The sequence below is a fragment of the Streptomyces sp. NPDC005423 genome (genome assembly GCF_040606415.1).
Classification (GTDB): Bacteria; Actinomycetota; Actinomycetes; order Streptomycetales; family Streptomycetaceae; genus Streptomyces.
Genome location: NZ_JBEXET010000017.1, coordinates 1 through 16,943 on the forward strand (window position 1 = coordinate 1; position 16,943 = coordinate 16,943).

Genomic DNA, 16,943 nt, shown 5'->3' on the forward strand with positions numbered 1-16,943 from the left:
CAACGCGGCCATCCGCGGCATCCTCGTCGACACGGTCGACCGGATGCGTGTCCTGCTGCACGACTGCGTCACGGCCCGGCTCGTCAAGGTCGAGCCGCCGGGGCCGCGTCCGCGGCGCCCGGAGCGCGCCGGGCGGGGATGAACGTGGCGATCAGGAAGGCGAGCAGGGCCGCCCCCGCGCCGAGCGCCATGACGGTCTTGAAGCCGTTCTCCGAGGGCAGGGCGGCGGAGCCGAAGTTGGTGGTCATCTGGGCCAGGACCACTCCGGCGATCGCGCTGGCGAAGGACGTACCCAGCGACCGCATCAGGGTGTTGAGACTGTTCGCGGCGCCCGTCTGGGCCGGGTCGACCGCGCCCATGATCAGGGCGGGCAGCGCGCCGTAGGTGAAGCCGATGCCGGCGCCGATCACGCAGGAGACCAGGACCAGGTGCCACACCTGGGACATCAGCAGGATGTTCAGGGCGTAGCCGGAGGCCACGATCAGCGTGCCGGTCATCAGGGTCACCTTGGGGCCCCGGGTCCTGGTGATCGCGGCGGACAGCGGCGCCATCGCCATCATGACCAGCCCCTGCGGGGCCAGCACCAGTCCTACGGTCATCATCGACTTGCCCAGGCCGTAGCCGGTCTGCGTGGGCAGTTGGAGGAGCTGCGGCAGGACGAGGGACATCGCGAACATCGAGAAGCCGAGCGCTATGGAGGCCATGTTGGTGAAGAGCACCTGGGGGCGGGCGGTGGTGCGCAGGTCGACCAGCGGCTGCTCGGACCGCAGCTCCCACCAGCCCCAGGCGAGCAGGACAAGAGCGGACGCGGCGAACAGGCCGAGGGTGGTACCGCTCGTCCAGCCCCAGTCGGAGCCCTTGGAGACGGCCAGCAGCAGGGAGAGCAGACCCGCGGAGAGGCCGAGCGAGCCCACCAGGTCGAAACGGCCGCCGGAGCGGGTGGCCGACTCGGGGACGATCAGCAGGATCAGCAGGAAGGAGACGACGCCGAGGACGGCGGACGTCCAGAAGAGGAAGTGCCAGTCGAAGTTGTCCGCGATGAAGGCGGCCGACGGCAGGCCGAGCGCGCCGCCGACACCGAGGGAGGCGCTCATCAGGGCGGTGGAACCGGCCAGCCGGTCGGCGGGCAGCACATCTCGCATGATGCTGATGCCGAGCGGGACCACGGCGGCGGCGAGGCCCTGGAGGGCGCGGCCGACGACCATGGGGATCAGCGAGTCGGAGAACGCGCACACCACCGAACCGGCCACCAGCAGGACGACACTGGTCAGCAGCATCCGCCGCTTGCCGAACATGTCGCCGAGGCGGCCCACGACCGGGGTGGCGACGGCGGCGGCCAGCAGCGTGGCGGTGACGGCCCACGCGGTGTCGGAGGCCGGCGCGTGGAGCAGTTTCGGCAGCTCGGGCACGATCGGGATGACCAGGGTCTGCATCAGCGAGACGACGATTCCGGCCAGGGCCAGCACCGCCACCACGGCGTTCGCCCTCGGCGGGGCCGCGGAGCCCGCCGCGGCGGGTCGGGCAGAAGTGTGGGACATGGCGGTTCCTCCGTCATGAGCAGGTGAAGTTTGCTTGACTTACTCAAACATAAATCACTTGCTTGACTTACGCAAGCTAAATCGGCGGAGGGGTGGCCGCCGTCTCGTGGAACGCCCCGCACAGAGAGGTGGCCGCCTCCACAGGAGAGACGGCCACCTCGGCACGGTCCACGGCCGACGGCGGCGGCGGACGGGCGTGCTAGCTGAGCGTTGCCAGTGCCGCGGCGTCGTACGGCGCCAGCTCCCCGACGCGGCCCGCGAGGATCTTCGCCGCCCACTCGGGGTCCTGGAGCAGGGCGCGGCCTACGGCAACCATGTCGAACTCGTCGCGCTCCAGGCGGTCCAGCAGGTCGTCGAGACCCTTGAGCGGGGCACCCTCGCCCTGGAACGCCTTGACGAAGTCGCCGTCGAGGCCGACCGAGCCGACGGTGATGGTCTGCTTGCCGGTGAGCTTCTTGGTCCAGCCCGCGAGGTTCAGGTCCGAACCCTCGAACTCCGGGAGCCAGTAACGGCGCGTGGAGGCGTGGAAGACGTCGACACCGGCCGCCGCCAGCGGAGTCAGGATCGACTCCAGCTCCGCCGGGGTCTCGGCGAGCCGGGCCCGGTAGACGTCCTGCTTCCACTGCGAGTAACGGAACAGGATCGGGAAGTCGGCGGAGACCGCCCCCCGGACCGCCGCGACGATCTCCGCCGCGAACCGGGTACGGGCGACCGGGTCACCGCCGTAACCGTCCGCACGGCGGTTGGTGCCCGCCCAGAGGAACTGGTCGAGGAGGTAGCCGTGGGCGCCGTGCAGTTCGATCCCGTCGAAGCCGATGCGCTCGGCCGCGGCGGCGGCCTCGGCGAACGCGCCGATCACGTCGTCCAGGTCGCCCTGGGTCATCGCCCTGCCGGTGGGCTCGTCGGCGCCGATCCGCAGACCGGAGGGGCCGACCGCGGGCGCCTCGGCGAACGGGGGCTGGCCCTGCTCACGGACCATGCCGATGTGCCACAGCTGGGGCACGATCGTGCCGCCCGCGGCGTGCACGCCCTCGGCGACCTTCGCCCAGCCCGCGAGCTGCTCCTCGCCGTGGAAACGCGGGACGCGGTCACTCTGTCCCGCGGACTCGTGGCCCACGTAGGTGCCCTCGGTGACGATCAGGCCCACGCCCGCGGCGGCCCGGCGCGCGTAGTAGCCGGCCACGTCCGCACCGGGCACGCCGCCCGGGGAGAACTCGCGGGTCATCGGCGCCATGACGATCCGGTTGGGAACGGTGAGGCCGTTGAGGGCGATCGGGCGGCCCAGGATCTCGGCGGCGCGGGAGGCGGAGGCGTTGACAGTCACGTGGGGGAACTCCTCGGTACCAGACGGTATGTGCGTATGCATTGAATGTCCGTCAAGTCCAACTCCCCCGCCGCCCACCACATTCCCGCCCCACCGGCCGTCTCCCTGTGATGCCGGACACGCCGGAGGGCGGCACCTCCTGTCTCCAGGAAGTACCGCCCTCCGCAAGGACGTTGATCAGCCAGCGGCGGATCAGAAGTCCATGTCACCGCCCGGCATGCCGCCGCCGGCCGGCGCGGCGTTCTTCTCCGGCTTGTCGGCGATGACGGCCTCGGTGGTGAGGAAGAGCGCGGCGATGGACGCGGCGTTCTGCAGAGCAGAGCGCGTGACCTTCGCCGGGTCGATGATGCCCTCGGCGATCATGTCCACGTACTCACCGGTGGCGGCGTTGAGGCCGTGACCGATGGGCAGGTTGCGGACCTTCTCGACGACGACTCCGCCTTCGAGACCACCGTTGACGGCGATCTGCTTCAGCGGGGCCTCGAGCGCCAGCTTCACGATCGCGGCACCGGTGGCCTCGTCACCTTCGAGCTCGAGCTTCTCGAAGACGTTGGAGGCCTGGATGAGCGCCACGCCGCCACCGGCGACGATGCCCTCCTCGACGGCCGCCTTCGCGTTGCGAACGGCGTCCTCGATGCGGTGCTTGCGCTCCTTGAGCTCGACCTCGGTGGCCGCGCCCGCCTTGATGACGGCGACGCCACCGGCGAGCTTGGCGAGGCGCTCCTGGAGCTTCTCGCGGTCGTAGTCCGAGTCGCTGTTCTCGATCTCGGCACGGATCTGGTTGACGCGGCCGGCGACCTGGTCGGCGGAGCCGGAGCCGTCGACGATCGTCGTCTCGTCCTTGGTGATGACGACCTTGCGGGCCCGGCCGAGCAGCTCGATGCCGGTGTTCTCCAGCTTGAGGCCGACCTCTTCGGAGATGACCTCGCCGCCCGTGAGGATGGCGATGTCGTTCAGCATCGCCTTGCGGCGGTCGCCGAAGCCCGGGGCCTTGACCGCGACGGACTTGAAGGTCCCGCGGATCTTGTTGACGACCAGGGTCGACAGGGCCTCGCCCTCGACGTCCTCGGCGATGATCAGCAGCGGCTTGCCCGACTGCATGACCTTCTCCAGGAGCGGGAGCAGGTCCTTGACGTTGGCGATCTTCGAGTTGGCGATCAGGATGTACGGGTCGTCCAGGACGGACTCCATACGCTCCATGTCGGTGGCGAAGTACGCCGAGATGTAGCCCTTGTCGAAGCGCATGCCCTCGGTGAGCTCAAGCTCCAGACCGAAGGTCTGCGACTCCTCGACGGTGATGACGCCTTCCTTGCCGACCTTGTCCATCGCCTCGGCGATGAGCTCGCCGATCTGGGTGTCGGCGGCGGAGATGGAGGCGGTGGAGGCGATCTGCTCCTTCGTCTCCACGTCCTTGGCCTGCTCCAGGAGGGCACCGGAGACGGCCTCGACGGCCTTCTCGATACCGCGCTTGAGGGCCATCGGGTTGGCACCGGCGGCTACGTTGCGCAGGCCTTCCTTGACCAGGGCCTGGGCGAGAACGGTGGCGGTGGTCGTACCGTCGCCGGCGACGTCGTCCGTCTTCTTGGCGACTTCCTTGACCAGCTCGGCGCCGATCTTCTCGTACGGGTCCTCGAGCTCGATCTCCTTGGCGATGGAAACACCATCGTTGGTGATCGTGGGGGCGCCCCACTTCTTCTCGAGGACGACGTTGCGGCCCTTGGGGCCGAGCGTCACCTTGACGGCGTCCGCGAGCTGGTTCATGCCGCGCTCGAGGCCGCGCCGTGCCTCCTCGTCGAACGCGATGATCTTGGCCATGTGAAGTGGTCCTCCCGGACTGGGGTGGATTGCTCCGGACCGCGCTGGCGCCCGCGACGGACGGCTCGCCGACCGCGTGGTTCCTTGCCCCACTTGGCCTGCGGGCCTCACCGACCCGATCCTCGTTGTCACTCTCACCTGCAGAGTGCTAACGCCAATGATTAGCACTCGCCCCTGCCGAGTGCAAGCGGCTCCCACGGTTCGACCCTCGTCCGGGGGCCGCCGGGGAGGCCGGGCGGGCATGCCGAAGGGCCCGTACCCGCGAGTACGAGCCCTTCGGCGCACTGCTGTGAACTGCTGTGAACTTCTATGGCGAACAGAAGAACGACGCTGCAGTAAAGTCGGCGCGTGCTTCAGCTGGTCGCGAGCCGGACCATGTCCGCCTGCGGCCCCTTCTGTCCCTGCGAGATCTCGAAATCGACCCGCTGACCCTCTTCCAGGGTGCGGTAGCCGTCCATCTGAATCGCGCTGTAGTGGACGAAAACATCCGCACCACCGTCGACCGCGATGAAGCCGTACCCCTTCTCCGCGTTGAACCATTTGACGGTGCCCTGAGCCATGCCTAACTCCCCTATTACTGGCCCTTGCACAGATCCACACTTCGCGGATCCGGGTCAGACCTCACCCCCCACAGGTTGGGGGCGTGCGCCGGAACGCGTCGACCGCGGCCGAATGTATCTGTCCAACTGCCGTCTGCAACAGGTCAATCGGACGAGAATTCTGGGCATCGGCGTTCGGTGAATTCCGGAGAATTAGTCGGGATTCAGGGCAAGTCGGGCCCCACAAAGGGAACATTGGCCACAAAAGACCTGCCTACTTTGGCTACTTCTCGCGGGCCTCGGAGCGTGAACTCGGAGGGGCGCGGCGAGCCGGTTCCCCAACTGTACCGCGCTCAACCATACAGAATTGCCCCCTCCGTTTCTCTCACGGAGGGGGCAATTCGATGAACTCTCGGTAATCGGCCTTACCAAGGGTAACCAACCGGTCGGTCAGCCTCCGGCGACGGCCGGGATGATCGACACTCCCGCACCGTCCGGCGTGGCCGTCTGCAGACCCTGCTCGAAGCGCACGTCGTCGTCGTTGACGTAGACGTTGACGAACCGGCGCAGCTTGCCCTGGTCGTCGAGGACGCGTGCCGAGATGCCCGTGTGGTTCTTCTCCAGGTCGGCGATGACGTCGCCGAGGGTGGCCCCCTCGGCGGCGACCTCGGCCCGGCCTCCGGTGTAGGTGCGCAGGATGGTGGGGATGCGGACGGTCACGCTCATGCGAGGCCAGCCTCTCGGAAGGAGTCCAGGTTCGGGCGGATGGTAGCGGTCAGGCCGGTGCCGGCGACCGCGTCCAGCGTCTTGAGGCCGTCGCCCGTGTTGAGGACGACCGTGGTGAGCGCCGGGTCCAGCAGACCGTTCTCGATCAGCTTCCGCGTCACCCCGACCGTCACACCGCCGGCGGTCTCCGCGAAGATGCCCTCGGTCCGGGCGAGCAGCCTGATGGCGTCCACCACCTGCTCGTCGTTGACATCTTCGACCGCTCCGCCGGTCCGGCGCGCGATGTCGAGGACGTACGGCCCGTCGGCCGGGTTGCCGATCGCCAGCGACTTGGCGATGGTGTCCGGCTTCTGCGGGCGCACCACGTCGTGGCCGGCCTTGTAGGCGGCGGAGACCGGCGAGCAGCCCTCGGCCTGGGCGCCGAAGATCTTGTACGGCTTCTCCTCGACGAGCCCGAGCTCGATCAGCTCGCGCAGCCCCTTGTCGATCTTCGTGAGCTGGGAACCCGAGGCGATCGGCACCACGAGCTGGTCGGGCAGGCGCCACCCCAGCTGCTCGCAGATCTCGTACGCCAGGGTCTTGGAGCCCTCCGCGTAGTACGGCCGCAGGTTGACGTTGACGAAGCCCCAGCCCTCGCCGGCCGGGTCGCCGATCAGCTCGGAGCAGAACCGGTTCACGTCGTCGTAGTTGCCCTCGATGCCGACGAGTTCGCCGCCGTAGACCGCCGCCATGACGATCTTGGCCTGCTCCAGGTCGTGCGGGATGAACACGCAGGAGCGGAAGCCGGCCCGGGCGGCGGCGGCGCCGACCGCGCCGGCCAGGTTGCCGGTGGAGGAGCAGGAGAGGGTGGTGAAGCCGAAGGCGCGGGCGGCCTCGATGGCCTGGGCCACGACGCGGTCCTTGAAGGAGTGCGTCGGGTTGCCGGAGTCGTCCTTGACGAAGAGCTTGCCGGCGTCGACGCCCAGCTCCCGGGCGAGGTTGTCGGCCTGGACGAGCTTGGTCCACCCCGGGTTGATGTTCGGCTTGCCGGCCACGTCGGCGGGGACGGGCAGCAGCGGCGCGTACCGCCAGATGTTCGCGGGTCCCGCTTCGATGCGCTTGCGGAGGTCCTCGGTGTCGTAGCCCGAGAAGTCGTAGGCGATCTCCAGCGGGCCGAAACACTCCTCGCAGGCGAAGACCGGGCCGAGCGGGACGCGGTGGCCGCATTCGCGGCACGAGAGGGCGGCGGCGGGTCCGAGATCGACGGCGTTCACCGGATTCGGGGTGTGTGCGACAGTCTGCGCAGCCATGGAGGCGAGGCCCTTTCTCCTCATCTTCCTCACGACGCATCTCGCCGTGAGACGGATTTGGCACCTTCCCGAGCCGGGAGCCCCGCCACATGGCAGTTCTTTCACCACATGCGAGCAAGACCGGCTGGAGGGTTGCCGGGGCTTCAACGGGCCGTATCCCTCTGCCCCTCTGGATGAGCGGTATTCGATTGTGGGCGCCGGTGACCCCCGACATGCGATGGTCATCAGCGTTGTCCAAGACTGTAACCGAAGGCCAGGACAGTTGAGAGAGCCGTCCGAACCGCGAGATGGATCAACCGGACACGCTCCGTGTCCGCTCGCCGATAGAACGCAGAGGAGCCGCGCAACGTGCTGAAGGAAGTCGAGCGCTGGCTGAGCACCCGCTCCTGGTCCCTGACCGATCGCCCGCTCCACCAGATCCTGGCCGCCAAGCAGCGCACCGGCCAGTCGGTCAGTGTCGTGCTGCCCGCTCTCAACGAGGAGGAGACGGTCGGCGAGATCGTCGCCGTCCTCCGCCACGACCTGGTGCGGCAGGTCCCGCTCGTCGACGAGATAGTCGTCGTCGACTCCGGGTCCACCGACCGCACCTCCGAGGTGGCCGCCGCGGCGGGCGCCCGGGTCGTCCACCGCGACGACATCCTGCCCCGGCTCCCCGCCGTGCCCGGCAAGGGCGAGGTGCTGTGGCGCTCACTGCTGGTCACCGGCGGTGACATTGTCTGTTTCGTCGACGCCGACCTGAAGGAGTTCTCCTCCGACTTCGTCACCGGCATCGTCGGACCGCTGCTGACCGACCCGGGGATCGACCTCGTCAAGGCGATGTACGACCGTCCGCTCGGCGGCGCGGCGGGACAGGGCGGCCGGGTCACCGAGCTGATGGCGCGCCCGTTGCTGAACATGCACTGGCCGCAGCTGGCCGGCTTCGTGCAGCCGCTCGGCGGCGAGTACGCGGCCCGCCGCTCCCTGCTCGAACAGCTGCCGTTCCCGGTCGGGTACGGCGTCGAGCTGGGCATGCTCGTCGACTCGCTGCACCTGGTGGGCCTGGACGCCCTCGCCCAGGTCGACGTCGGGGTGCGCAAGCACCGCCACCAGGACGGCCAGGCGCTGGGCCGGATGGCCGCCCAGATCTACCGCACCGCCCAGCTGAGGCTGGCCCGCGGACACCTCCTCCGGCCGTCCCTCACCCAGTTCGTGCGGGGCCCGGACGGCTTCGAACCGCGGACGTACTCCGTGGACACCGAGGAGCGCCCGCCGATGGCGGAGATCCGGGAGTACCGGTCACGCAGGGTTGCTTAGGAGTCCGTATACGGATCGTGCGTTTGAGCGTTTCCGGGCCGGGCTAGGTAGTGGCATATGACTTCCACGTACGGTGCTGCCCAGGTCCTCGTCGCGTCCAACCGCGGCCCGGTCTCGTACGAGGTGGGTGACGACGGTTCGCTGAACGCCCGGCGCGGTGGCGGCGGTCTGGTCTCCGGACTCTCCGCGATCGGGCCGGACGCGGGCGCGCTGTGGGTGTGCTCCGCGCTCTCCGACGGTGACCGGGAAGCGGTCCGGCGCGGGGTCGGCGAGGAGGGCGTGCGGATGCTCGCCGTCCCGGCCGAGGTGCACGCCGACGCGTACAACGGCATCGCCAACTCGGTGCTCTGGTTCGTCCACCACATGCTGTACCAGACGCCCCTGGAGCCGGTCTTCGACGCGGAGTTCCGGCGCCAGTGGGCGTCGTACGAGGAGTACAACCGGGCGTTCGCGCGGGCGCTGGCGGAGGAGGCGGCCGAGGGGGCCGTCGCGATCGTGCAGGACTACCACCTGACGCTGGTCCCCGGGATGCTCCGGGAGCTCCGCCCCGACCTGCGCATCGGGCACTTCTCGCACACGCCGTGGGCGCCGCCGGAGTACTTCCGGATGCTGCCCGACGACATCGGCCGGCAGATCCTGACGGGCATGCTCGGGGCGGACCGGCTGGGTTTCCTGACCCACCGCTGGGCGGACGCGTTCACGGCCTGCTGTACGGAGTTCGCCGGGGGCCTCGGGGAGACCCGGATCGGGGTGCACGGACTGGGCGCGGACGCCGAGTTCCTGCGCGAGCGCGCGCACCGCCCGGATGTCGAGGAGCGGATGACGGCCCTGCGCGCGGAGATCGGCGAGGACCGCAGGGCGATCGTGCGGGTCGACCGCACCGAACTGTCGAAGAACATCGTGCGCGGGCTGCTCGCCTACCGGCAGCTCCTCGACGACCGCCCGGAGTGGCGCGAGCGGGTCGTGCACGTCGCGTTCGCCTACCCCTCCCGGCAGGACCTCGCGGTCTACCGGGAGTACACGGCCGCGGTGCAGCGGCTCGCCGAGGAGATCAACTCCCGGTACGGGACGCCTGGTTGGACTCCGGTCGTGCTGCACGTGAAGGACGACTTCGCCCGCTCCCTGGCCGCCTACCGGCTCGCCGACGTGGCGCTCGTGAACCCGATCCGGGACGGCATGAACCTCGTCGCCAAGGAGGTACCGGTCGTCTCCGACGAGGGCTGCGTGCTGGTGCTCTCCCGGGAGGCGGGCGCCTACGAGGAGCTGCGCGAGGACGCGATCACGGTGAACCCCTACGACGTGACCGGCACCGCGGCGGCCCTGCACGAGGCGCTGACCATGCCGGCCGGGGAGCGGGCCGAGCGGACCAAGCGGCTGGCGGCGGCGGCCACGGCGCTTCCGCCGGCCCAGTGGTTCCTGGAGCAGCTGCACGCACTGGAGCGCTGAACCCCGGCGCCCCAGCCCGGCTGACCGGCCCCGGCCCGGCCCGTCAGTCCAGCCGGGCCGCGATCGCCGACAGCAGTGCCACGACCCCGGCCGGGCCGTCCACCACCAGGTCGGCGCGGTCGGCCAGTTCGGCCACCTCGGAGCTGCCGCTGCACACCAGCAGGCCGGCCACGCCGTCGGAGCGGAGTTTGTCGACGGCGGTGAAGGCGGGCAGGTCGCCCAGGTCGTCGCCGGCGTAGAGGACGGACTCGGCGCCGGTCTCCCTCACGTATTCGAGGAGCGCGACGCCCTTGTCCATGCCCGGCGGGCGCAGCTCCAGGACCATGCGGCCCGGTTCGACGATCAGGCCGTGGCGGGCGGCCAGCTCGGTGAGCGGCGCGCGCAGGGTCTCGAACGCGGCCTGGGGGTCGGCCGCCCGGCGGGTGTGGACGGCGACCGCGCGGCCCTTCTCCTCGATCCAGGTGCCCTGCCAGGCACCGATCCGGTCGAGGAAGCCCGGCAGTTCGGCCCGGACGGCGGCGACCCCGGGGTGCGGAGCGGGGGCGCTGACGGTGCCGGTGACGGCGTCCCAGCGCTCGGCGCCGTAGTGGCCGAGGACGACGAGGTGTTCCAGGCCGGGAACGCCCGCGAAGCCGCCGTGCCGGACCGCGACGCCGGCCGGGCGGCCGGTGACGACGGCGACGGCGGCCACCTTCGGGGCGAGCGCGGCGAGCGCGCGGACCGCGTCCGGGTGGGCCCGTGCCTGCTCCGGGTCGGCCACGATCGGCGCGAGCGTGCCGTCGAAGTCGAGCCCGATCACCGCTTTCGCGGGCCGGGCGAGCATCGCGTCGAGCCCGTCGCGGCCGACCGGGGTGAGCGGGGTCGGCAGGGGGGCCGGGGGGTCGGTGGGGTCGGTGGAGTCCTGATGAGGGCTGCCCATACCTCCGACCCTATCCGGGCCGCCCGTTTTCCTCACCTCTCGGACCGGCGTACCTCCCGGACCCTGCGCAGCCTGTTCACCGTCACCGGGTCGTGGGCCAGCGCCCGTACGTCGTCCAGCAACGCGTTCAGGAGCTGGTAGTAGCGCACCGGTGCCAGGCCCAGCTCCTCGCGTATCGCGCGCTCCTTGGCGCCGGGGCCCGGGAAGCCCCTGCGTTCCAGGGCGAGGATGTCCTGTTCCCTCCGGTGCAGCGGCTCCTGTTCCATGCCAGAAACGGTAGCTGCCGCCACTGACAACGCCCGTCCGGCCGGGGCGGCCGGACGGACCGCGCGGACTACTCGGCGCTCTCCGCCAGCGAGGCCGACGCCTGGAGCCCGCTGAGCACGGCCGTGGGGCTGCCGTCCGGGGCGACCGCCCGGCCGATGTCCTTCTTTATGTCGGCGCTGACGGTGGCCCAGGAGGTCTTGCCGACCGGGTAGAGCTGGGAGAGCGGGAGTTCGGAGAGGAACGGGCCGAGGGCGGCGTCCCGCTTGTCCGCCGCCATGACGTCGGAGGCGGAGTTGGTCACCGGCAGCAGGTCGTACTCGCGGGAGAAGGCGAGCACGTTCTTGTCGTCGTAGACGAAGTCGAGGAAGTCGCCGATCTGGTCGCGGTGGCCGCTCTGCTTGAAGGCGGTCATCCAGTCGCAGACGCCCATCGTGTTCTTGGCCTTGCCGGTCCGCCCGGGCAGCGGGACCGTACCGAACTCGACGCCCTTCTTGACGGCCTGCTGGATGAGGGTCGGGTGCCCGTTGAGCATGCCGACGTCGCCGTCGGCGAAGGCCGCGAAGGCGTCGGCCCGGTTGAGCTTCGCCGGCGCGACGGGACCGGTCAGCCCCTTGCCGACGAGTTCGTCCTTGAGCCAGCTGAAGGTGGCCACGTTCTGAGCCGAGTCGAGGGTGTACGTACCGACGTCGTCGGTGTAGCCGCCGTCCCCGCCGAGCAGCCACTGCATCGTCTCGGCCTGCGCCTCCTCGGAACCGAGCGGCAGCGCGAAGGGGTACTTCACGCCCTGCGCCTTCAGCGCCCAGGCGTCGGCGGCCAGTTCGCTCCAGTTGGCCGGCGGGGTCAGCCCGGCGCGGGCGAAGAGCGTCTTGTTGTAGAAGAGGACGCGGGTGGAGGCGGCGAACGGGATGCCGTACTGCACCTGCTTCACCTGGCCCGCGTCGGCGAGCGGTCCCGTCAGGTCGGCCTCGACCGGGATGGAGAGCAGGTCGGCGGCGCTGTAGAGCTTTCCGGCCGCCGCGTAGTCGGCGTAGGCGCCGATCTGCGCCATGTCGGGCGCCCGCCCGGCGTCGACCATCTCCGCGACCTTGCGGTCGACGTCGTTCCAGGAGTAGACGCTGACGTCGACGCGCACTCCGGAGTGCTTGGCCTCGTACTCCTTGGCCAGGCCGTCCCAGTACGCACGCGAGCTGTTGGCCTTGGAGTCGCCGTAGTCGGCGGCGACGAGTCTCAGGGTGACGTCACCGGAGTGTCCGGTCAGGCCGCAGCCCCCGAGGAGCGCTGTCATACCCAATGCGGACATACCCGCGATCGTTCCTGTACTCCGCCGCTGCACCGCTGAGATCCCCTGCCCGGCCGTCACGCCGCTCGCTGTCTGGACCCATAAGGTCTACACCACGTGAGTGGACTAGACCTCTTATGGGTCTACGGGTCACACTGTTCCCCGTGAGACATGTCATCGCCCTCGACGTGGGCGGCACCGGAATGAAGGCCGCCCTGGTCGGCGCCGCCGGCGAGCTGCTCCACACCGACCGTCGGGCGACCGGCCGCGAGCGCGGACCGCAGGCGGTCGTCGCCTCGATCCTCGGCTTCGCCGCCGAGCTGCGCGCCCACGGCGAGGAGCGGTTCGGCGAGCCCGCGTCCGCCGCCGGGGTCGCCGTCCCCGGCATCGTCGACGCCGAGCGGGGCGTCGCCGCCTACTCGGCCAACCTGGGCTGGCGCGACGTGCCCCTGCGCGACCTGCTGGCCGCCCGGCTCGGCGGGGTCCCGGTGGCCCTCGGCCACGACGTGCGCGCCGGCGGCCTCGCGGAGGGCCGGATCGGCGCGGGCCGGGGAGCCGACCGGTTCCTCTTCGTACCGCTCGGCACCGGCATCGCGGGCGCGATCGGCATCGACGGCCGGATCGAGGCGGGCGCGCACGGCTTCGCGGGCGAGATCGGCCATGTCGTCGTACGGCCCGGCGGAACCCCCTGCCCGTGCGGGCAGCGCGGCTGCCTGGAGCGGTACGCGTCGGCGGCGGCCGTCAGCGCGGCCTGGGCCGCCGCGTCCGGCGACCCGGCGGCGGACGCGGCCGACTGCGCCCGGGCCGTCGCATCCGGGGACCACCGGGCCCGGCAGGTCTGGCAGGACGCCGTCGACGCGCTCGCCGACGGCCTGGTCACCGCCCTCACCCTGCTGGACCCGCGCACGCTCATCATCGGCGGCGGGCTGGCCGAGGCGGGCGAGACCCTGTTCGCACCGCTGCGGGACGCCGTCCGGCGGCGCGTCACCTTCCAGAAGCTGCCGTCCCTGGTCCCCGCGGCCCTCGGGGACACCGCCGGATGCCTCGGTGCCGGGCTGCTGGCCTGGGATCTCCTGACCACGACCGACCGTACGGAGGTAACCACCTGATGGCAGCCGACCCGGAGGCGCGACCAGCCACCCACCCCCCGCGGCCCGCGACCGGCCCGGCGCCCCTCGTCCTGTCCGGCGCCCGGGTGGTCCTGCCCACCGGAACCGTCGGCGGCGGCCGGGTGGTCGTCGACGGCGAACGCATCGCCGGGAGCGCCCCGGAGCAGGCCGAGGTGATCGACGTGTCCGGCCACTGGCTGGTGCCCGGCTTCGTCGACCTCCACAACCACGGCGGCGGCGGCGCCTCCTTCACCTCCGGCACGGTCGAGGAGGTCCTCAAGGGCATCCGCACCCACCGGCTGCACGGCACGACGACCCTGGTCGCCTCCACCGTCACCGGCGAGATGGACTTCCTCGTGCGGCGCGCGGGGCTGCTCTCCGAACTGGTCGAGCAGGGCGACCTGGCCGGCGTCCACTTCGAGGGCCCGTTCATCTCGCCGTGCCGCAAGGGCGCGCACTCCGAGGCGCTGCTGCGCGACCCGGACCCGGCGGCCGTGCGCAAGCTGCTCGACGCGGCGCGCGGCCGGGCCGCGATGGTCACCCTCGCGACCGAACTGCCCGGCGGCATCGACTCCGTGCGGCTCCTCGCCGAGCAGGGCGTGATCGCCGCGATCGGTCACACGGACGCGACGTACGAGCAGACGGTCGAGGCGATCGACGCCGGCGCGACCGTCGCCACGCACCTCTTCAACGCGATGCCACCGCTCGGCCACCGTGAGCCGGGCCCGATCACCGCGCTCCTCGAAGACGGCCGCGTCACCGTCGAGTTGATCAACGACGGCACTCATCTCCACCCGGCCGCACTCCAGTTGGCGTTCCATCACGCGGGCGCGGAGCGGGTGGCGTTCATCACGGACGCGATGGACGCGGCCGGCTTCGGCGACGGGCGGTACCTGCTCGGCCCGCTGGAGGTCGAGGTCAGCGAGGGCGTGGCCCGGCTGGTGGAGGGCGGTTCGATCGCCGGCTCCACGCTCACCCTGGACCGGGCCTTCACACGCGCGGTCACCGTCGACCGGCTGCCGGTGGAGGACGTCGTCACCGCCCTGTCGGTGAACCCGGCCAGGCTGCTGGGGAGGTACGACGAGATCGGCTCACTGGAGCCCGGCAAGTACGCCGACCTGGTGCTGCTGGACTCCGCGTTCGACCTCAAGGGCGTGATGCGGCACGGCAGTTGGGTGGTCGATCCCCGACTGGGCTGACCCGTGGCGGATCGCGGGAGAGGGGTGGCCGGTCCGGATCTGGGCCGGCCCCGGTCTCTTTGACATGATCGAGCCGCCGGAACAGCGACGGCGAGCGTGTGCGCGCCTGTGCGGGGGAGGTCGGACCAGGTGATCCTCACGGTCACGCTGAACACCGCCCTCGACCTCACCTACCGGGTACGGGAGTTGCGCCCGCACGGCTCGCACCGCGTCCTGGAGGTGACCGAACGGCCGGGCGGCAAGGGGCTGAACGTCGCCCGCGTACTCGCCGCCCTCGGCCACGAGGTGACGGTCACCGGCTTCACGGGCGGCGCGACCGGACACGTCGTAAAGGAGCAACTGGCCCGTACGACAGGGGTGTTCGACGCGCTCGTCCCGGTCGCCGGCGCGACCCGGCGCACGATAGCCGTCGTGGACGGACGGACCGGCGACACGACCCAGCTCAACGAGCCCGGCCCGACGGTGGATCGGGCCGAGTGGTCGGCGTTGCAGGAGGCGTACGGTCAACTCCTGGGCAGCGCCTCGGTGGTGGCCCTGTGCGGAAGTCTCCCGCCGGGAGTGCCGGTGGGGGCGTACGCGGGGCTGATCAGGAGTGCGCGGGCGGCCGGGGTGCCGGTGCTGCTCGACACCAGCGGGGAGCCGCTGCGGCGCGGGGTGGCCGCCCGCCCCGACATCGTCAAGCCGAACGCCGACGAACTGGCCGAACTCACCGGCTCCCACGAGCCGTTGCGCGGGGCGCAGGACGCGCGCCGCCGGGGCGCCCGCGCGGTGGTCGCCTCCCTGGGCCCGCGGGGCCTGCTCGCGCTCACCCCGGAGGGACGCTGGCAGGCGGCCCCGCCCACCCGCGTCCGCGGCAACCCGACGGGCGCGGGCGACTCGGCGGTCGCGGGCCTCGTCTCCGGCCTGGTCGAACAACTTCCGTGGCCGGAGCGGCTGTCCCGCGCGGTCGCGCTGTCGGCGGCGACGGTTCACTCCCCCGTCGCGGGCGAGTTCGACCGGGCGGCGTACGAGGAGCTGGCGGGACGGGTGACCGTGACGGGAGGGGCGCGTCCCGGCAAGGGGCTCAAGGGGCTCCCGCGGCCCGGGACCGCCTAGCGTTCCGTTCGGCACCGGCAGGGCGACCCCTCCGGCGTGGGCGGCGGCCCGGACGCCGCTTCGGGGCTCAGCCGCCGGACTTGACCCAGCCCTTGACCAGCCACATCTGGTCCAGCAGGGCGTCGCACTGGTTGCCCTGCTCGCACGAGACCTTGATGCTGTTCGTGCCCTTGTTGAGCTGGATGTAGTTGTAGGTCTTCGTCCAGCCCTTCGCGTAGTCGCCCTCGGCGGCGGACGCCCAGTTCTTCAGGCCGACCGGTGTGTCGGAGGCCGTGCCGTTCACCGTGAGCGTCGCGTTGCCGTCCTTGCCGGGGACGCTGTAGCCGATGTACACGCTGTACTTGCCGGACTTGGGGATGCCGCTGACGTTCCACGTCACCGACGAGCCGACCTGGTTGAAGCCGCTGACGTAGACGCCGCCGTCCGCCTTCGCGCCCTTGACGTCGGACGCGGTGGCGGCGCCGCCACCGAGCAGCAGGGCCTTCGCGTCGATCGTCGGAAGGTCCTCCTCGCTCGCCGCGCTGTTGCTGGCCGACGGGCTCGGCGCCGCACTCTGCGACGCCGCCGGAGAGGCGCCCGAGCCGCTCGCGTCCTTGTTGTCGTCGCTGCCGTTCATCATCGCGACGCTGATCCCGATCACCACGGCGGCGACCACCGCGACCGCGCCGATCAGCAGGCCCTTGGTGTTGGGGCCACGCCGGCCGCCGCCACCGCCGTGCGAGGGGGGCTGCTGGCCTCCGGGCGGGCCGCCGGGCAAGGTCTCCGGGGCCTGGTAGCGCGTGTTCGACGGGGCGGCACCGTAGGGCTGCTGCTGCGGGACCGTCTGGCCGTACTGCTGGTAGGGCGCGGTCGCGGCCTGCTGGCCGCCGCCGTACTGGCGCTCGCCGACGGCGCGCACCCGGTTGACCGATCCCGGGTAGCCATAGCCGCCGCCACCGGAGGGCGGCTGGGCTCCGTTGGCCTGGCCATCCGCGTACAGATAGCCGAACGGGTCGTCGTCCTCGGGCGTGCTCGCGCCGTTGTTGCCGGGCGTCATCCCTAGGTACTCCTCAACAGGTGCGGGTCGGATGCGTTGCGTCTGGTGAACAGCGAGCCTACCCTCCCC

At 71.1% G+C, this 16,943-nt stretch carries 15 protein-coding genes and 1 riboswitch; of the genes, 5 read left to right on the forward strand and 10 right to left on the reverse strand.

Features of this window, described 5'->3' with window-relative positions:
* Positions 1 to 83 precede the first annotated feature (83 nt).
* The 6 genes from ABZT12_RS19295 to thrC form a co-directional block, all read right to left on the reverse strand.
* Positions 84 to 1,538 carry an MFS transporter gene (locus tag ABZT12_RS19295; RefSeq protein WP_356385492.1) on the reverse strand — a complete coding sequence of 485 codons (1,455 nt, stop codon included), beginning with the start codon at positions 1,536 to 1,538 and terminating at the stop codon, positions 84 to 86.
* A gap of 199 nt (positions 1,539 to 1,737) precedes the next feature.
* Positions 1,738 to 2,862, reverse strand: coding sequence for an NADH:flavin oxidoreductase (locus ABZT12_RS19300; RefSeq protein WP_356385495.1), 1,125 nt, complete (start codon positions 2,860 to 2,862; stop codon positions 1,738 to 1,740).
* Positions 2,863 to 3,054: 192 nt separating this feature from the next.
* On the reverse strand, positions 3,055 to 4,677 hold the full coding sequence (gene groL / locus ABZT12_RS19305) for a chaperonin GroEL (RefSeq protein ID WP_356385498.1): 1,623 nt from the start codon (positions 4,675 to 4,677) through the stop codon (positions 3,055 to 3,057).
* A gap of 353 nt (positions 4,678 to 5,030) precedes the next feature.
* The gene (locus ABZT12_RS19310; protein WP_019057200.1) at positions 5,031 to 5,237 is read right to left on the reverse strand and encodes a cold-shock protein; all 207 of its coding nucleotides are present in this window, start codon (positions 5,235 to 5,237) and stop codon (positions 5,031 to 5,033) included.
* 429 nt (positions 5,238 to 5,666) lie between these two features.
* The gene (locus ABZT12_RS19315; RefSeq protein ID WP_356385502.1) at positions 5,667 to 5,942 is read right to left on the reverse strand and encodes a ubiquitin-like small modifier protein 1; all 276 of its coding nucleotides are present in this window, start codon (positions 5,940 to 5,942) and stop codon (positions 5,667 to 5,669) included.
* Positions 5,939 to 7,231: a threonine synthase gene (gene thrC / locus ABZT12_RS19320; RefSeq protein WP_356385505.1), complete on the reverse strand. Its 1,293-nt coding sequence runs from the start codon at positions 7,229 to 7,231 to the stop codon at positions 5,939 to 5,941. The genes ABZT12_RS19315 and thrC overlap by 4 nt, the downstream gene beginning before the upstream one ends.
* Before the next feature lie 17 nt (positions 7,232 to 7,248).
* Positions 7,249 to 7,411: riboswitch (SAM riboswitch) on the reverse strand.
* A 168-nt stretch (positions 7,412 to 7,579) separates the two neighbouring features.
* On the opposite strand from thrC, the gene ABZT12_RS19325 reads away from it, so the two are divergent.
* Positions 7,580 to 8,524: a glucosyl-3-phosphoglycerate synthase gene (locus tag ABZT12_RS19325; protein ID WP_356385508.1), complete on the forward strand. Its 945-nt coding sequence runs from the start codon at positions 7,580 to 7,582 to the stop codon at positions 8,522 to 8,524.
* 57 nt (positions 8,525 to 8,581) lie between these two features.
* On the forward strand, positions 8,582 to 9,970 hold the full coding sequence (locus ABZT12_RS19330; RefSeq protein WP_356385511.1) for a trehalose-6-phosphate synthase: 1,389 nt from the start codon (positions 8,582 to 8,584) through the stop codon (positions 9,968 to 9,970).
* A 43-nt stretch (positions 9,971 to 10,013) separates the two neighbouring features.
* On the opposite strand, the gene otsB is transcribed toward ABZT12_RS19330, so the two are convergent.
* From otsB to ABZT12_RS19345, 3 genes are all read right to left on the reverse strand, one after another.
* Positions 10,014 to 10,889: a trehalose-phosphatase gene (gene otsB, locus ABZT12_RS19335; RefSeq protein WP_356385514.1), complete on the reverse strand. Its 876-nt coding sequence runs from the start codon at positions 10,887 to 10,889 to the stop codon at positions 10,014 to 10,016.
* Between the two features lie 32 nt (positions 10,890 to 10,921).
* A complete protein-coding gene (locus ABZT12_RS19340; RefSeq protein ID WP_356385517.1) occupies positions 10,922 to 11,155 on the reverse strand; it encodes a DUF3263 domain-containing protein in 234 nt (77 codons plus the stop codon).
* A gap of 68 nt (positions 11,156 to 11,223) precedes the next feature.
* Positions 11,224 to 12,456 carry an extracellular solute-binding protein gene (locus ABZT12_RS19345; RefSeq protein ID WP_356385520.1) on the reverse strand — a complete coding sequence of 411 codons (1,233 nt, stop codon included), beginning with the start codon at positions 12,454 to 12,456 and terminating at the stop codon, positions 11,224 to 11,226.
* 143 nt (positions 12,457 to 12,599) lie between these two features.
* On the opposite strand from ABZT12_RS19345, the gene ABZT12_RS19350 reads away from it, so the two are divergent.
* The 3 genes from ABZT12_RS19350 to ABZT12_RS19360 all read left to right on the forward strand — a co-directional run bounded on the left by ABZT12_RS19350 (position 12,600) and on the right by ABZT12_RS19360 (position 15,838).
* Positions 12,600 to 13,544 (forward strand): ROK family protein, encoded by a 945-nt coding sequence (locus ABZT12_RS19350; RefSeq protein WP_356385522.1) that lies wholly within the window; start codon positions 12,600 to 12,602, stop codon positions 13,542 to 13,544.
* A complete protein-coding gene (nagA, locus tag ABZT12_RS19355) occupies positions 13,544 to 14,743 on the forward strand; it encodes an N-acetylglucosamine-6-phosphate deacetylase (protein WP_356385525.1) in 1,200 nt (399 codons plus the stop codon). The genes ABZT12_RS19350 and nagA overlap by 1 nt, the downstream gene beginning before the upstream one ends.
* A 129-nt stretch (positions 14,744 to 14,872) precedes the next feature.
* Positions 14,873 to 15,838, forward strand: coding sequence for a 1-phosphofructokinase family hexose kinase (locus ABZT12_RS19360; protein ID WP_356385528.1), 966 nt, complete (start codon positions 14,873 to 14,875; stop codon positions 15,836 to 15,838).
* Between the two features lie 67 nt (positions 15,839 to 15,905).
* Here the strand turns inward: ABZT12_RS19360 and ABZT12_RS19365 are convergent, their stop codons facing one another.
* The gene (locus tag ABZT12_RS19365; protein WP_356385531.1) at positions 15,906 to 16,874 is read right to left on the reverse strand and encodes a CBM35 domain-containing protein; all 969 of its coding nucleotides are present in this window, start codon (positions 16,872 to 16,874) and stop codon (positions 15,906 to 15,908) included.
* Positions 16,875 to 16,943: the final 69 nt, after the last annotated feature.

Coding starts and splice junctions, on each gene's coding strand:
- nagA (WP_356385525.1), top strand. CDS start 13,544: ATGGCAGCCGACCCGGAGGCGCGACCAGCCACCCACCCCCCGCGGCCC.
- ABZT12_RS19310 (WP_019057200.1), bottom strand. CDS start 5,237: ATGGCTCAGGGCACCGTCAAATGGTTCAACGCGGAGAAGGGGTACGGC.
- ABZT12_RS19295 (WP_356385492.1), bottom strand. CDS start 1,538: ATGTCCCACACTTCTGCCCGACCCGCCGCGGCGGGCTCCGCGGCCCCG.
- ABZT12_RS19330 (WP_356385511.1), top strand. CDS start 8,582: ATGACTTCCACGTACGGTGCTGCCCAGGTCCTCGTCGCGTCCAACCGC.
- ABZT12_RS19340 (WP_356385517.1), bottom strand. CDS start 11,155: ATGGAACAGGAGCCGCTGCACCGGAGGGAACAGGACATCCTCGCCCTG.
- otsB (WP_356385514.1), bottom strand. CDS start 10,889: ATGGGCAGCCCTCATCAGGACTCCACCGACCCCACCGACCCCCCGGCC.
- groL (WP_356385498.1), bottom strand. CDS start 4,677: ATGGCCAAGATCATCGCGTTCGACGAGGAGGCACGGCGCGGCCTCGAG.
- thrC (WP_356385505.1), bottom strand. CDS start 7,231: ATGGCTGCGCAGACTGTCGCACACACCCCGAATCCGGTGAACGCCGTC.
- ABZT12_RS19315 (WP_356385502.1), bottom strand. CDS start 5,942: ATGAGCGTGACCGTCCGCATCCCCACCATCCTGCGCACCTACACCGGA.
- ABZT12_RS19365 (WP_356385531.1), bottom strand. CDS start 16,874: ATGACGCCCGGCAACAACGGCGCGAGCACGCCCGAGGACGACGACCCG.
- ABZT12_RS19345 (WP_356385520.1), bottom strand. CDS start 12,456: ATGTCCGCATTGGGTATGACAGCGCTCCTCGGGGGCTGCGGCCTGACC.